The following is a 15228-nucleotide window of genomic DNA, read 5'->3' on the forward strand; positions in this document are numbered from 1 at the left end:
GCTCGATGAACGGCTAGCTTCGAAACGGCGGGACCGGCGCGTCCAGGCAGCAAGCGGGCGCACCGGCCGGCCGTCCCGGCCGCTCGCCGGATGGGTGACGCGGATGGGTGACGCATGACCACCGAATTACCCCGCAATAGCCCGCAATACCTCACAGACGACGTATTACGCCATTCGCGCCCGCAGGGAGACGCTCTCGCAGCGTAGCGACGCGCGGTTTCATACCGAAGGATGAAGGAGACATTTGCATGAAAGGCCGATCAATCCTGTTGCTCGCGGCATTGCCCGCGACGCTCGTTCTGTTGCCCGTGGTCTACGCGCAGAACAATCCCTCGATTGCGCAGGTCGCGTTCAAGGTGGTCGACGGCAACAAGGTCGACAGCAATACGCTGCAGGGATGGAAGACCTGGCGCGCGCTCGCTTGCGAACGCTGCCACGGCGCGCAGCAACAGGGGATGGTCGGGCCGTCGCTGATCGACGCGTTCAAGACGCTCGACAAGGACGAGTTCCATCGCACGGTGTTCGGCGGACGGGTCGCCAAGGGCATGCCCGATTTCAGCTCGAGCCAGATGATGCAGAAGAACTGGGAAAACCTCTACGCGTATCTGAAAGGGCGCTCCGAAGGGCAGATCAAGCCGGGCGACCTGCACGCGATCGACTCGCAATAACGCTGTATGCCACTTCCCCGGAGGCTCACGATGCATGATAAGAGAAGCATGTCCGTGCATGTCACCGTCGTCGCGGCCGCGCTGTTCTGCGCGGCGCTCGCGAGCGCCGCGGTCCGGGCCGACGGCCCGGCGCTGCCGAACAACGACGGCGCCGACGGTGTGCTCAGAGTGTGTGCTGACCCGAACAACATGCCGTTGTCGAACGACAAGGGCGAGGGCTACGAGAACCGGATCGCCGCGCAGATGGCCAGCGACTTCGGCTACAAGCTCGAATACACGTATTTCCCGCAGCGGATGGGCTTCGTGCGCCATACGCTGCGCGAGAAGGAGCAGGGCAGCGAGCGCTACCGCTGCGACCTGATCATCGGCGTGCCGAAGGGTTACGACATGACGTCGACGACCCAGCCGTATCTGCACTCCACCTACGCGATGGTGGTGCCGAACAAGCCCGAGTTCGCCAGCATCAGGACGCCTGACGATCTGCTCAAGCTGCCGCCGGAACAGCTGCGCAAGCTGCGCTTCGGGATCTTTTCGCAAACACCCGCGGTGGACTGGCTGCTCGGCCACAACCTGATCGAGCAGGCGGTGTCGTACCGCGTGCAAAGCGGCGATCCGGGCGAGTACCCCGGGCAGATGATCGAACACGATCTGAGCGCGGGCAACGTCGACGTGGTGTTCCTGTGGGGGCCGATTGCCGGCTACTTCGCGAAGCGCGCCGGCGATTCGGTGCGGCTGGTGCCGTTCGCGCCGCAACCGGGCATCCGCTTCGACTACACGATCTCGATGGGCGTGCGCTACGGCGAAAAAGACTGGAAGGACAAGGTGGATCAATGGATCGGCGCGAATCACGACAAGATCGACAGCATCCTTGCGACCTACCAGGTGCCGATGCTCAAGCCGATCGACGCGCCGGCGCCCGGTTCCGGCGCCGCGTCGCAATGACGGCGGCGCGACGCGCGTGGCTGCGCGCGGCGGCCGCCGCCGCCTTTACTTCGACGCTGTGCGTGCTGGGCGCGTTGCCGGGCGCGGCGCGCGCGGCGAGCGAGCCCGGCACCGGCGACATCACGCCGGCCGAGCGGCTGATCTTCCTGACCGATCACCTGCATGGCGTCGCCGCGCAAACCGAACTCGACTACGCGTTTCTCGATTCCGCGCAGCCGTCGCACGCGGCCGACGTCGTCAAGGTGCTGGTGGTGAGCCCGGACAACGCGAAGGGCGACGCTAAGGTGTCGGACCATAGCGGCAACGTGAACCTGCCGATCGGCGGGCTGCAATGCAATCCGGCGATCATCTATTTTCTCGAGCACGACATCGCGGAGATGCAGGGCGCGACCGGCGGGCAGCGCCGCTATTTCCAGCAGCGTTTGCGTCTGGCGCTCGCCGCCGGGCCGAAGATCGAGAGCGTGCCGGGCCAGTTCGGCGGCAAGCAGGTGAACACGCGGCGGATCGTCGTGCAGCCGTATCTGCACGATCCGAACGCGGCGCGCTTCGAGCAGTTGACCGGCAAGCGCTATACGTTCGTGCTCGCCGACGACGTGCCCGGCCAGATCGTGCAGATTCGCACCGACGTGCCGGGGCCGAACAACGACTTCGCGCATCCGGCCCATAGCGAGACGCTGAGTTTCCAGTCGGCGCTGCGCAAGCTGCCGTCCGACGAAATGCCGGCGAAGCCGGCGGCGAACGCGCCGCGGGCGAGTCGCTAAGCACACCGTTTTCCTTCGCATGGAGCGCATGCATGTTGATCGACACCAGGGACTACACACCGAAACTTCTCGAAGCCGTCGGCCAGCTCGGCGAGGCCGCGCCGGCCACGCTTGCGGGCTACAAGGCGCTGGACGGCGCCGCCGCCAAAGGCGGCCATCTCGACGCGAAAACGCGCGAGCTGATCGCGCTGGCGGTCGCGGTGACGACCCGTTGCGACGGCTGCATCGCCGTGCATAGCGCGGCCGCGGTGAAGGCGGGCGCGAGCCGCGACGAGGTGGCGGAGGCGTTGTCGGTGGCGATCGCATTGAATGCGGGCGCGGCCCTGGTCTATTCGGCGCGCGCGCTCGACGCGTTCGGTCAGCAAAGCGGCTAGTCCCGATGCAAAGCGCGCGTGCGGCGGCGAGCCGGATCAAGCTGAATTTCGTCCGCACGCTGACGCTGCGGCAGTTGCAGATCTTCGTGGTCGCGAGCCGCTATACGAGTTTCGCGCGCGCGGCGGAGGAGCTGCATCTGACGCAGCCGGCGGTATCGATGCAGATTCATCAACTCGAAGACGCGGTCGGCCTGCGGCTGTTCGAGCGCGTCGCGCGCAAGCTCACGCTGACCGAGGCCGGCGAGATGCTGACTCATCACGCGAGCCGTATTCTCGGCGAGATCAAGGATGCCGAGGACGCGATGATGTCGCTGAAGCAGGCGGACAGCGGCTCGATCAATGTCGGCATCGTCAGTTCCGCGACCTATTTCGCGCCGAAGCTGCTGGCGATGTATTCGCATCTTTATCCGAAGGTCGATATCCATTTCTCGGTCGGCAATCGCGACGCGCTGCTGCGGCTATTGCAGGACAACGCGATCGATCTGGCGATCATGGGCCGGCCGCCGCCGGAACTCGACACCAACGCCGAGCCGCTCGCGAGCCATCCGCAGGTGCTGATCGCGCCATTGAGTCACCCGTTGCGCGGTGCGCGCCGCTTCGATCTTCAGGAGCTGCGCGGCGATACGTTTCTGTTGCGCGAACCGGGCTCCGGCACGCGGATCGCCGCCGAGGCGATGTTCCGCCAGCATCTGTTCACGCCCGCTAAAACCGTCACGCTCGGCAGCAACGAGACGATCAAGCAGGCGGTGATGGCGGGGATGGGCGTGAGTCTGATTTCGCTGCATACGCTGCAACTGGAATTGCGCACCGGCGAGATCGCGGTGCTCGACGTGAACGGCACGCCGATCGAGCGCACGTGGCAGATCGTGCATCTGCGCTCGAAGCAGTTGTCGCCGACCAGCATGATGTTCCGGCAGTTTCTGCTCGATCACGCGGCGCTGCATCTGGAGCAGGAATATGCGGCGTTTACCGGTGGTTTTGCGAAGGCGCCGGTCGGCGCGGAGCGGTAGCGCGATGCCGGGCGGGCTTTCGTTTTGGTTTTCGTGTTGGTTTTGCGTGGCGGCGGTTGCGCGCCGGGCGGCGCGTGGGGTTGCGATGCTTTGCGTGAGCGTGGCGGCAATGTTCGCGTTGTACGCAGCGCCGGCGCAAGCCGAAGCGGTTTCCATCGCGGTGCTGAACTGCGCTCTGATCGACGATAACGCCGCCTATAACGATGCCGAGATCAATCGCCAGCAGGCCGCGCGCATCGAGATGGTCAGCCACGCGGTGCGCGCGCAACTCGATGCGAGCCAGCGTTATCGCGTTGCCGACAACAGCCGTGCGGCCGAACTGATCGCGAAGCTCGGCGCGGGCCAGGATCTCACCACTTGCGACGGCTGCGCACGGCAAGTCGGTCGCGCGCTCGGCGTCGAACAGGTCGGGCTCTGCTGGGTGCAGAAAGTCAGCAACCTGATCCTGAATCTGAACCTGCGCGTCGAAGACGTCGCGAGCGGCAAGACGTTGTTTCAGCGCTCGGTCGATATTCGCGGCAATACGGATCTGTCGTGGCAGCGCGGGGCGAGTGCGTTGGTGGCCTTGCTGACGGGCGTCGCCACGCACTGAGCGTCGCGACGCGTGGCCGGCGCGAATCGGTACACGCACCACCACGTCGGCTTTCTCGTCGCCGATGGCACAGTCTGTCTCCAACGTCCGTGACAGCCTGCCAACGCAACGCCTTTGATCAAGCCCCGCACGTACGTTCGCATCATCGGCACAAAGCATGCTTTAGCACAACGCTGGCGAATCAGAGGCGCGTCGACATTCGCGCGACGCGCACCACAACGCCCACTACCAGCGAAGGGGAGCGCAACGATGGTTTCCGCCGAACAGCTTCAGGACTGGCGTGCTCACGCCGAGCAGATCGAAACCGAAGTCGCGCGGGTCGTGGTCGGTCAGCAGCACACGCTGCGGCTCATCAACGTCGCGCTGTTCGCGCGCGGTCACGTGTTGCTCGAAGGCGGCGTCGGGGTCGGCAAGACCACCGTGTTGCGCGCGTTCGCGCGGGTGGTCGGCGGCGACTTCGAGCGGGTTGAAGGCACGATCGATCTGATGCCGGGCGACCTCGTCTATCACACCTATGTCGACGTCGACGGCAAGCCGCGCATCGAGCCCGGCCCGCTGCTGCGTCACGGCGAGCAGCTGACCACGTTCTTCTTCAACGAGATCAATCGCGCGCGTCCGCAGGTGCAGTCGCTGCTGTTGCGCGCGATGGCCGAGCGCTCGGTGTGGGCGTTCGGCCGCGAGCATCGCTTTCCGCACATGACCGTGTTCGCCGACCGCAACAAGGTCGAGAAGGAAGAGACTTTCGAGCTGGCGTCGGCGGCGCGCGACCGCTTCCTGTTCGAGCTGAACATGCCGACCCCGGACGAAGCCGACGCGCGCCGCGCGCTGGTGTTCGATACGCGCTTTCACGACGTCGACGGACTGCTCGCGCAGCTGACCCCGTCGATCGTGCCGTGGGAACAGCTGAACCGGATCGGCGCGGCGATCCAGCAGGGCGTGCAGGCGAGCGAGACGATCGAGCGCTACGTGCTCGATATCTGGCAGGCGACCGAAACGCCGGCGCGCTTCGGCATTGCGCTCGACGGCGTCGATATGGAGCAGCTGATTCTCGCCGGCGCAAGTCCGCGCGGAATGAGCGCGTTGCTGCGGGCCGCGCGTGTAGTCGCGTGGCTCGCGGGCAGAACCCATCTGCTGCCCGAGGACATTCACGAAGTGCTGCTGCCGGCGCTCGGTCACCGGGTGTTCTTCACGCCGATCTACGAGCTGCGCCGTCACGAGCTGGCCGAAGCGCTGATCGCGCAGATCAAGGCCACGGTCGCGGTGCCGCGCTGAATGTCGGGATAACTGAACGATCATGAACGGCACCGCCGAATTCCACTACCGTCTGCCGATGCGCGCGGCCGGCGCGCGGCCCGGCTCGCATCCGGGCGCGAGCTTCGGCTCGGGCCAGCAGTTCGCGATGCACGGCCGCCTGTTCGACTACCCCGATCCGCGCCGGCTCGATCTGCGCGCGAGCCTGCGCGCGGCGCGCTCCGAGTGGCTGGTGCGGGTGCATCTGCAACGGGTCGCGGTGCAGGTGGTCCCGATCGTCGATGTGTCGGCGTCGATGCAGTTCGGCCGGCGCCGCGCGAAGCTGCAAGTCGCCGCGGACTTTATCGAAGCGCTCGGCCATAGCGCGTTCCGGGTCGGCGACCGGCTCGGCATGATGGCCTTCGACACCCGCGAACGCGACGACCTGTTCATGCCGCCGCGCACCGGCCGCGGCACCGGCCATCTGCTCGCGACGATGCTGCGCGGTTGCGAGAGCCGGCCTGCCGGCAGCGGCGCGGTGGAAGGCTTGCGGCGCTGCGCGGTGCGGCTCGCCGGCCGCCAGGCGCTGGTGTTCGTCGTCTCCGATTTCCATTGGCCGCTCGCGCAACTGGCGCCGGTGCTCGACATGCTGGTGCATGCGTGCGTGGTGCCGGTGGTTGTGTGGGACGAAGCGGAGACCGCGCCGCCGCGCCGCGCGCAACTGCTGGCGGTCAACGATGCGGAGTCCGGCGAGGAGCGCCGCGTGTGGCTGAGCCGCGCGATGCGCGAGCGCTGGCGCGACGGCGTCGCGAAGCGGCGCGACGAACTCGGTGCGCTGTTCGGTGCGCGCGGGATGCGGCCGTTCTATCTGGAAGGCGAGTTCGATCCGGAAGCGATGTCGCGGTACTTCCTGGAGATGACGGTATGAGTGCGCGGCGGCGGTGGGGGCGCTTCGTGGGTTCCGGCGCGGCGGCCGCGGGCGCGCTTGCGGTTGTCTTTGCCATCGCCTGTGCGTTTGCCTTTATGCCCACCGCCGTCGCGGCGGCCCCGCTGCCCGCGACCGTGCAGGAGCCGCGCGCGTTCGGCTACACGCTCGGCGATGTGTTGATCCAGCGCGTGCTGCTGCAGGCGAACGGCCAGAACCTCGACGCGGTCGCGCCGCCGTCGGTCGGCCGCACTGGCCTGTGGCTCGAACGCCGGCCGGTGTCGCTCGAAACCGATGCGGACGGCCGCACGTGGATGGTGATCGCGTATCAGGTCGTCAATGCGCCGCAGACGCTCACGCAGATCGCGTTGCCCGCGTTGACGCTGAGCTCGGCGAGCGGCACGCAATTGCAGGTCGCCGAATGGCCGGCCAGCATCGGCCCGCTGACGCCGCCGAGCGCGTTCGCGAGCGGCGATCTGCTGCCGTTGCGCCCGGATCGCGCGGCGCCGCCGCTGCAAACCGCCGGCTGGCGCCGGCAGATCGCGTGGTCGCTCGGGCTGCTGCTCGTCAGCGTGCTCGCGTGGGCCGGCTGGTGGGGGTGGCGCAACCGGCGCGAGTCGGCGCGGCTGCCGTTCGCGCGCGCGTGGCGGCAGATGCAGCGCGTGCCGGACCCGCAGGCGGCGGCATCGAGCGATGCCTGGTTGTGCGTGCATCGCGCGCTGAACGAAGCGGCCGGCCAGGTCGTGCATGCGGGATCGCTGGCCGCGTTGCTGACGCGCGCGCCGTATCTGCAACCGTTGCGCGCGCAACTCGAACATTTCTATCGGGTGTCGTCCGAGCGCTTTTTCGCGCCCGCGCCGGGCGCCGCCGAGTTTCCGTTGCAGGCGCTCAGCCGCGCGCTGTACCGGGCCGAACGGCGTCACCAGCAATGAGCCGGCCCTTCGATTTCGTGTTTCCGTGGCTGCTGCTTCTGCTGCCGCTCGCGCTGCTGCCGCTGCTGCGCAGGCGCAGCGATACGCTGGTGTTCGCGAGCGTCGCGTGGCTGCCGACCGATCATCTCGGACGCTGGGCCAGCTGGCTCGAACGCGGCTGCGCGGTGCTGTCGATCGCGGCGATCGTGGTCGGGCTCGCCGGACCCGGACGTTCGCAACTGCAGGTGGTCCGCACCGGCAGCGGCGCGCAGATCCTCGTGCTGATGGACCGCAGCGCGAGCATGGACGAGCCGATGGGCAGCAAGGGCGTCGAGTCGCCGCGCGGCGATTCGAAGAACAAGGTCGCGCGCGCCGCGCTGACGCGCTTCGTCGAGTTGCGGCCCAACGACCGGCTCGCGCTGATGATGTTCGGCACCAGCCCGGTGCTGGCGATGCCGTTCACGTACAACCATCGGGTGATCGATGCGGCGATCGCGGCGACGGCGATCGGCCGCGGGATGCCCGACACCGAACTCGATCGCGGGATGCTGGCCGCGCTCGAACAGTTCGACGATCAGCCGAGCTCGGGGCGTCGCGCGATCGTGCTGGTGTCGGACGGCGGCGCGCGGCTCGAACCGGACGTGCAGCGGCGCATTCAGACCGCGCTGCAACGGCAGAATATTTCGCTCTACTTCATCTATTTGCGTAGCAGCGTCTACAGCCCCGATCTGAACGCGCGGCTGCCGGCCAGCGAAAGTTCGGCCGAAGCCGAGTTGCATCGCTTCTTTCTGACGCTTCGCACCCCTTACCGGCTGTTCCAGGCCGAGGACGCGAAGGGGATGATGGCGGCGATCGCCGAGATCAACCGCCAGCAGAACGCGACCACCACGTTCATCGAGCATCTGCCGCGCCAGGATCTGAGCCCGTATTGCTTCGCGCTCGCGCTGCTGTGCTCGGCGCTGCTGGTGCTGCTGCACACGTTCCAGGTAAGGAGTTGGGCATGAAGCGCGCGCTGATACACGCGATGTTCGGCGGCGTCGCCGTGGCTTGCGCGGTGTGGGCCGCGTATGGCTGGGCGCGTCTGCAACGGGCCGAGCGGATCAACGCGGCCGTTGTCGCGGCGAGCACGCCGCATGCGGACCCGCGCAACGATCGCGCCGCCGATGACGCCAGCCAGGTGCAACTGGCGCGTGCAATTGCGTTGTCGAAAGCGGGCTCTTACGAGCAGGCGGCGCGGCTTTATAACGGTCTGGTTCGCGAGGGCGGGCGGCTCGACGAGGTCGGCCGCGCGGCGCTGTTCGATCTCGGCAACCTGTATTTGCGCGAGGGCAGCAGCGACGGCAGCGCGCAGGCGCTGAAGTCGCTCGCGATGATCGGCGAGGCGAAGGCGCGCTACCGGCTCGTGCTGCGCGCGGCGCCCGACGACTGGGACGCGCGCTACAACCTCGAACGCGCGCTGTGGCTCGCGCCGGAAACCGGCGCCGCGCTCGAACGCCCGGACGTGAAGGAGCAGCACGGCGTCAAGCTGCGCGGCGCGCAGAGCCAGGATCTGCCATGAGGAGCCCGCGGCGTGGCGGCGGCGATAGCGGTAGCGGCGGCATCGCCAGATGGCGGCAATGGTCGACGCCGCTCGCGCTGGCCGCGCTGATCGCGGCGGTCGCGATGCCGGACGTGACGCTGCCGCGCGACACGTACGACTACATCGTGTCGTTCGACATCACCCAGAGCATGGATGTCGAGGACGTGCTGCTCAACGGCGCGCCGCTGAGCCGGCTGAGGTTCGCGCAGGCCGCGATGCACGATGCGCTCGGCCGCTTGCCGTGCGGCTCGAAGGTCGGCTGGAGCGTGTTCACCGGGCAGCAGACCCTGCTGCTGCTGCCGCCGGTGGAGGTGTGCGACAACTACGATGCGCTGCTCGGGTCGCTCGACGGCATCGACGGACGGATGCGCTGGACCAACTGGAGCCGGATTGCCGAGGGCGGTCTTTACTCGGCGGTGCGGGTCGCGCAGGGCGTCGGCGACGGCGCGGCGATCGTGTTCGTCACCGATGGGCAGGAGGCGCCGCCGGTCGCGGCATCGCGCGCGCTGATGCCGGACATCAATGCCGCGCGCATCAAGGGCTGGCTGATCGGCGTGGGCGGCGACCAGCCGGCCGCGATTCCGAAGAGCGACGCGGACGGCAGGCGGATCGGCTACTGGCAGGCCGGCGACGTGATCCAGGTGCCGACCGTGCCGGGCGCCGCGGTGCAGGAGGACTCGCACGAGGAGCTGTCGCAGTTGCGCGGGCAGTATCTGGCGTCGGTGGCGTCGCAAACGGGCTTCGACTATCGGCGCTTGTGGGCCGCGACGACGCTCGGCGACGCGCTGCTCGATGCGCGCTTCGTTCGTCGCGAACCGGTGCCGACCGATTTGCGCTGGGCGCCGGCGTTGCTCGCGTTGCTGTTGCTGGTCGCGCGCTTCGTACCCGATGTGGCCTGGCAGTGGTTGAGCGCATGGCCGCGACGGATTCGAACGGCAGTTTGGCGTGTGCCGCGGATGTCGAACGGGCGGCCGCGCGTCGAATGAAACGTTTCTCCAGCAAAGGTTGACTCTGCAACCATGGACTGTTGCAACGATGCGACGCGACTACGCTGCAAGACTTGCCGGGCGTGAGCCGCTCGAGGGTATCGGGCTCGCCGTCCGCCGGTCATTTATTCCCTGAAAGCGCTTCCGGTGGATGAGGCCGCTCCGCTGTACTCGCGAGCGCGCGCGATACCTCACACTTTGACCTACCGTTGCGCAAATCGCTGACTACAATGAGTGAATGCCGGTGCAGCGGCGGGGAGGCCTGTTCAGCCAGGACGGATAGGCAAATGAGGTTGCACTCCTTTACTGGAGGCATGGATGACGTGCCCGAACGAGAGGATTGTGGGAGCGATATTCGTTGTGCTGAGCGGTTCCGCGTTCGCGGACGGCCCGGCGTTCGACGCGCCCCAGCCGATGATAGTCGCGAACATCGCCGCGGTGCCCGTCGAAGTGGTGCCGCCGATACCGGAGCCTCAGCGCTACTTTCAGCAGCAGCGCTACGCGATGGAATATCAGTCGAAGCAGGACAAGCCGTTCTATGCGCAAATCGAGAATTTTTATAGCGCGGACGTGACGCATGACGTGCGGCTCAGTGAGAGTAAGCCGCTGGTGTCGTCGACGGTGCAGTTCCTGCCGGTGAGTGGGGTGGGTTTCGATCCTGCGTTCGAGGCGGGGATGGCGCCTGGGTCTGTTTCTGGTTCTGGGTCTGGTGCTGGGTCTGTTGCTGGTTCCGATGGAGAGGGTGGGGCGGCTTCTGGAACTGTCTCCGGGCCTGTTTCGAAGCAGGCTGCCAGGTCGGTTCATTTCACTTCGGGGACCGGGCCGCAAATCTCGATCGTTCAGATGAACAGTTCAACCTTGTCGATCGGCGCTTCGCCGCAACGGCGGTTGTCGCTGACCGTCGATGATTGGGTGTTCACTGGGACGGCTAGGGTTGCGCTGTTGCGCTCGCATGATACGGGGGCGACTTTGATTGTTAAGAAGAAGTATTGAGGGCGTGGTAATTTTTGTGTTCTTGGCTGCGTTCAGTGGCTGTGGGCGGCACCGTTAAGCGCTTGCGATTTCTTCCTGCGCTCGGCTTGGGCAGTCGTGCGAACGACGGGTGGAGTCGCGGGCTGTGTTTGTTGAAGCTATCGATCTATCATTTTTTGTCCTCGGAGCTGTCTTTGTCGGGTGCACATGCATCGGGGGTAGTCTCGTAGCTTTTGCGTGCTTTCACGTATCCATCATCAAAAGGCCTTATTTTTAGTAGTCGAACACGACTACTTATGCCGTCGCTTGCCATAAGCAGGAATCCAAATAATGCGAGGAATACGCTGAAAATAGAAGGGGGTGCATATTTAATGTGGCATACGATATTCCAATGCCGGCCACAATGAGTGCCGTGCACATCCACCAGGTCAGGTTGCCATCGTCTATAAGCTTTATTTGCTTTCCTTCGCCAGTTACTCCGGCCATGCCCATTCCCGCCCAGTCAAACGGTTGCCCGTTATATAGCTGCATGCCTGCTTGAACAATGGATCATAAAAAACATGCTTGATATTAAGTTCGTGTTTTAAATTGGAAAAAAACTTGCTAACCAAAATGCATAGAAAAGCAGTCCAGAACGCGATTATGGAAAAAATGTAAATTATTTTTGATTTTTTGCTCATCGTTGCCCACGTCTTATCGTCGGGCCCACCTGGTGCAACCATGTCAATTCTCCTTGGATCCTGAAATTGGAATTGAATGACTGAAAGGGGCGACACCGAACGAAGTTGATCCAGGGGGCGCAACGCCAACTTCAAGAGCGGTATTTCCTCCATATGCATGAGTAATTGCAAGGAACGCATTCACATTTAGCGGCGCGATCTTTGGTAAATCCACGTTATAAGTGAACATACGGGAACAACCAGCATCGCGAACTTTAGCCATCTGTACAACCGGTCAATCTGCGGAAAGTAAGAGTCACCTTGTAGCCATGCAAGTGCGGGCCAGAAAATAAATTCGAAGAACGTTGCACCCGCACCTACGATCACCAGAAAGAAGATGAGAAAGTAAATGTAGAGCTTAAGTTCGTTTTTGATATTGCTCATTTCTTTGATGTGTTTTCAGGAGGATTAGCGATAAGACCGAGAATGCCGCCGCTTGTTGCCTCTGATCCAGCGGAGCCCATAAACGTACCGCCAAGTGACGGCAATGCATTAGGTGGTACGTACTTGGAAACGCCCATTCCCAAATCGACCCATTCAGAGCGATACCAGGGATTCAACCATGAGTTCAAGCCGCTTTCTGTCAAACTGCCCACCTTATAGCCCGCTAACGTGCCCGCTGCGGCGCCTGCCATGTTCATGTTTGGGTTGTCGCCCTTCATCGCGGAGCCAGCCAGAGCACCGCCCGTATTGATTAGCAGGCTAGGCAACAGGCCAGTACCAAAGGTAAGAGCACCTGTTGCACCAGCAACTGCTGTATCTACCAGATCGATTTGTCCATTATTGAATACGTACTGTGCCCCAGCATGGACTACAGAGCCCAAGCTCCCTCCTGCAAACATCCCGGCAACAGCGGGCATACCTCCTGCAACTACACTGCCAGTAGCGATCATGGCGACACCAGCGATAGCCGTACTAGCTGGGTTGTTCTTGACGTTGTTCTTCACAAGGTCGTTGTACGTCAGGCCCTTGCTGATCTGGCTCTGTCCAGCGTCGTAAGCCTGCTGATTGCTCGGGATGTACTGGCTGTTGTAGTTGTGGTTTGCATACTGTGGATCGTTCTTGTAGCCGTCACAGTTCAGGTTCTGACAGCCGATGATCGCGCGAACCTCGTAGTCGTGAACGCCACCGGAACCGTCCGCTGTCTGCTGGTCGGAGTTACGAAGAATCTCGGCAACAATTCGGCCTTCGGCTTCCTGTTCGCTGATACCAAGTTCTTTCGCAACGATCTTGGCGTCCTTTTTTGCCATCGCATATTCATCAGGGTGAAGCTGCCGATTAAACCGATCAACGTTATACCCCGCGAACGCCCCAGCCTCACCACCCACAACCGCACCAGCCCCCGTCGCGAGCACATTAGCCACAATATTCCCAAGCGCCAGATTCATCGCAGCATTCCCCGTCGGGTCCGATCCCGCGATCGCGTCGCTCAGACTATTCAACTGTCCCGCCGCAATCGATGCAATCGCCGCCCCCGCCGCGCCGCCGAGAGCATTGCCCCCAGCCAGCCCGGTCACGAGCGCCGCACCCGCCGCCTGCATCAACGCGCGATCCGTGCCGCCTTCCTTCCACGAATTCAACCCCACAAACAACAAACCCGGCGCAAGGCTGGATTTGTTGCATTAAGAAACGAACTTGATTACCAGGAGGGTTCCGATAAACGCAGCCACTGCACCAACGCAAACCCAATACCCAATTTTTTGGGTGCGCGTCATTTTCGCCCACTGCTCTGGATTAGGTGCTCCACCTACAGCCATATAGATCCCCTTATTTGCTTCCAGCCGCTTGAATAGTCCGATTAGGGACATGGCTACGCTTTCACGCAAGTCGAATGCCAGACGGCACAGCCCTGCGATAACGAAGGACGAAGCTTCTGGACATGTGAATGCAAACAGTGCGATTGCGCACCAAACCTGCACGTCGCGTAGAGTCTGCGCGAGTTCATCTCGTGCCTCCCACGTGACGCACGTCATTGATGTTTGTTGTCGAAACAATCTACAGATCGACCGATCGACAGCGGATCGCCTTCACACCCTGTGCTGTTAAATATCCTATCAATGCGAGGAGTGCTGAAAGGGGAAACGCAGCAAACCAGAGTTGAATAGGTTGCCCAACGAAGCAAAACAACGGAAAAGCGATCAACCAGACGAGTAACGACGAGAAGCAAACGTGTGCTAGTGGTTCTCTGGTTACCCGCGTAGCAATGTTGAAGTACACGACCGGAGTGACAACAACGTTCGTCACGATCATTGCAACGCCGAGCATTTGACTACTACGCAACAGAACGCCAACAAGGGCACCTAATAAAGCCGGGGCGATCGCAGCCAAAAGGAATGGCATCAACCAATATCTAGTGTCAAGCTGTCAATCGTTTGGCACATTGGCTACTACGTTAAGCTTCCGTGCAATGCGATTCGAAATGCCCCAACCGAGAGCGCCAACCAGCAACGCCTCGAACATGCTCCATGGATTGAAACCGTTTGAATAGTCGAAAATCCCATAAAAAAATCCGTGAAACATTGAGATTGCGAACATGCCGCCGAACGCCGTGTAAATAAATATGCGTTTTTTCATTTTTTTCATAAAATTTGTTACTGCTCCCTCTTATTCCCGATAAATCGCAAGACAGCGGAAATCATTTCCATTGCGACAACAAATATTAAAAATGCACGAAAAAACAAGACAATTCCGTGATGCTGAGCTTTTTGAGCATCAGACATTGCTACCGCTTGATAATATGTTGAAATCCAAGGGAGTACTGAAGGCAAGTAGACAGCAGTAATGTAAATAGCGGTAAGCAAAACCTCGCGCGCCAATGCTCCCTTCCAGCCCGGCGCGCGGAGCAACAAGCCAACTTTGTCTTCCTTCATTTCTTAAGTTCCTTGCTTGGCACAAGCGATCCGACACCGCCTACCACTGAGCCTGCGGTGGCACCTGCGAATCCAGGCAAAGGGTTCCGAATTGCCTGGAGAATCACGGGAATTTCAGGATTCAAATTGGGGAAGACCCATGGGCTCGCAATTTTCGCAATCGCAGGTGTCACGACCAAGCCCGTACCGTAGCCCGCAGCCCCAGCCAATGTCCCAATCGCACCCGTGTAATATGGGCTGGCCGTTTCGCCGTAGTACGCATTGTTAAACATAGTTGTAGCGACGTTCCCGGCACCTCCCAGGAGTGCATTGCTCATAAAGCTAGCATTCACACCGAGAGATCCAACGATTGCGCCTATTGACGCAGCGAAAGCAGATTGCGCTGGCCGTATCGTTCCTGACTGTTGATACTGTCCAGCAGCGTCCATCCCTGCGCTCGCACCGCCCCCGATGACCGAATAAGCAATCCCACCTATGGCCGCCGCAACAGGTGCGCCAGCGACGATGCCTGCCCCATACAGCGCCCCGCCTGTATTGATAAGCAAGGCAGGCACAAACCCCATGCCGGTAACGACACCGCCAGTTACTCCGGCCATGCCCATTCTCGCCCAATCAAACGGTTGCCCGTTATATAGCTGCATGCCTGCTTGAACAATGGATCATAAAAAAACATGCTTGATATTAAGTTC

17 protein-coding genes are annotated in these 15228 nt (G+C 62.6%); 13 read left to right on the forward strand and 4 right to left on the reverse strand.

Translation table 11 applies throughout. The features are described 5' to 3' along the window. Positions 1–248: 248 nt before the first annotated feature. The 13 genes from BTH42_RS11360 to BTH42_RS11420 all read left to right on the forward strand — a co-directional run bounded on the left by BTH42_RS11360 (position 249) and on the right by BTH42_RS11420 (position 10971). Positions 249–668: a c-type cytochrome gene (locus BTH42_RS11360; RefSeq protein ID WP_075299172.1), complete on the forward strand. Its 420-nt coding sequence runs from the start codon at positions 249–251 to the stop codon at positions 666–668. Positions 669–716: 48 nt separating this feature from the next. After that, the gene (locus BTH42_RS11365) at positions 717–1610 is read left to right on the forward strand and encodes a substrate-binding domain-containing protein (RefSeq protein WP_083654747.1); all 894 of its coding nucleotides are present in this window, start codon (positions 717–719) and stop codon (positions 1608–1610) included. Next, positions 1607–2371 (forward strand): hypothetical protein, encoded by a 765-nt coding sequence (locus BTH42_RS11370; RefSeq protein WP_075299176.1) that lies wholly within the window; start codon positions 1607–1609, stop codon positions 2369–2371. Before BTH42_RS11365 ends, BTH42_RS11370 begins: the two co-directional genes overlap by 4 nt. 32 nt (positions 2372–2403) lie before the next feature. Further along, the gene (locus tag BTH42_RS11375; RefSeq protein ID WP_372237258.1) at positions 2404–2745 is read left to right on the forward strand and encodes a carboxymuconolactone decarboxylase family protein; all 342 of its coding nucleotides are present in this window, start codon (positions 2404–2406) and stop codon (positions 2743–2745) included. A gap of 41 nt (positions 2746–2786) precedes the next feature. After that, positions 2787–3755, forward strand: a complete 969-nt coding sequence (locus BTH42_RS11380) for a LysR family transcriptional regulator (RefSeq protein ID WP_372237261.1) — start codon at positions 2787–2789, stop codon at positions 3753–3755. Between the two features lie 85 nt (positions 3756–3840). Further along, positions 3841–4347, forward strand: coding sequence for a DUF3280 domain-containing protein (locus tag BTH42_RS11385; protein ID WP_143752015.1), 507 nt, complete (start codon positions 3841–3843; stop codon positions 4345–4347). 249 nt (positions 4348–4596) lie between these two features. Then, positions 4597–5619, forward strand: a complete 1023-nt coding sequence (locus BTH42_RS11390) for a MoxR family ATPase (RefSeq protein WP_075299182.1) — start codon at positions 4597–4599, stop codon at positions 5617–5619. A gap of 22 nt (positions 5620–5641) precedes the next feature. Beyond that, positions 5642–6505: a DUF58 domain-containing protein gene (locus BTH42_RS11395; RefSeq protein ID WP_075299183.1), complete on the forward strand. Its 864-nt coding sequence runs from the start codon at positions 5642–5644 to the stop codon at positions 6503–6505. After that, on the forward strand, positions 6502–7434 hold the full coding sequence (locus BTH42_RS11400; protein WP_075299185.1) for a calcium incorporation protein MxaA: 933 nt from the start codon (positions 6502–6504) through the stop codon (positions 7432–7434). Before BTH42_RS11395 ends, BTH42_RS11400 begins: the two co-directional genes overlap by 4 nt. After that, positions 7431–8417 (forward strand): VWA domain-containing protein, encoded by a 987-nt coding sequence (locus BTH42_RS11405; protein ID WP_075299196.1) that lies wholly within the window; start codon positions 7431–7433, stop codon positions 8415–8417. Before BTH42_RS11400 ends, BTH42_RS11405 begins: the two co-directional genes overlap by 4 nt. After that, positions 8414–8971: an MxaK protein gene (locus BTH42_RS11410; protein WP_075299198.1), complete on the forward strand. Its 558-nt coding sequence runs from the start codon at positions 8414–8416 to the stop codon at positions 8969–8971. Before BTH42_RS11405 ends, BTH42_RS11410 begins: the two co-directional genes overlap by 4 nt. Then, a complete protein-coding gene (locus BTH42_RS11415; protein WP_075299200.1) occupies positions 8968–9978 on the forward strand; it encodes a vWA domain-containing protein in 1011 nt (336 codons plus the stop codon). The genes BTH42_RS11410 and BTH42_RS11415 overlap by 4 nt, the downstream gene beginning before the upstream one ends. Before the next feature lie 318 nt (positions 9979–10296). Continuing rightward, the gene (locus BTH42_RS11420) at positions 10297–10971 is read left to right on the forward strand and encodes a hypothetical protein (RefSeq protein ID WP_075299202.1); all 675 of its coding nucleotides are present in this window, start codon (positions 10297–10299) and stop codon (positions 10969–10971) included. A gap of 702 nt (positions 10972–11673) precedes the next feature. Here the strand turns inward: BTH42_RS11420 and BTH42_RS36450 are convergent. From BTH42_RS36450 to BTH42_RS11445, 4 genes are all read right to left on the reverse strand, one after another. Next, positions 11674–11892: a polymorphic toxin type 22 domain-containing protein gene (locus BTH42_RS36450; RefSeq protein ID WP_143752016.1), complete on the reverse strand. Its 219-nt coding sequence runs from the start codon at positions 11890–11892 to the stop codon at positions 11674–11676. 157 nt (positions 11893–12049) lie between these two features. Beyond that, the gene (locus BTH42_RS35960) at positions 12050–13255 is read right to left on the reverse strand and encodes a hypothetical protein (protein ID WP_256701968.1); all 1206 of its coding nucleotides are present in this window, start codon (positions 13253–13255) and stop codon (positions 12050–12052) included. A gap of 778 nt (positions 13256–14033) precedes the next feature. Continuing rightward, the gene (locus tag BTH42_RS11440; RefSeq protein ID WP_075299206.1) at positions 14034–14252 is read right to left on the reverse strand and encodes a hypothetical protein; all 219 of its coding nucleotides are present in this window, start codon (positions 14250–14252) and stop codon (positions 14034–14036) included. 8 nt (positions 14253–14260) lie between these two features. Then, a complete protein-coding gene (locus BTH42_RS11445; RefSeq protein WP_075299208.1) occupies positions 14261–14539 on the reverse strand; it encodes a hypothetical protein in 279 nt (92 codons plus the stop codon). Positions 14540–15228 lie beyond the last annotated feature (689 nt).

It is taken from the genome of Burkholderia sp. SRS-W-2-2016 (genome assembly GCF_001931485.1).
In the GTDB taxonomy this organism is placed as follows: Bacteria; Pseudomonadota; Gammaproteobacteria; order Burkholderiales; family Burkholderiaceae; genus Paraburkholderia.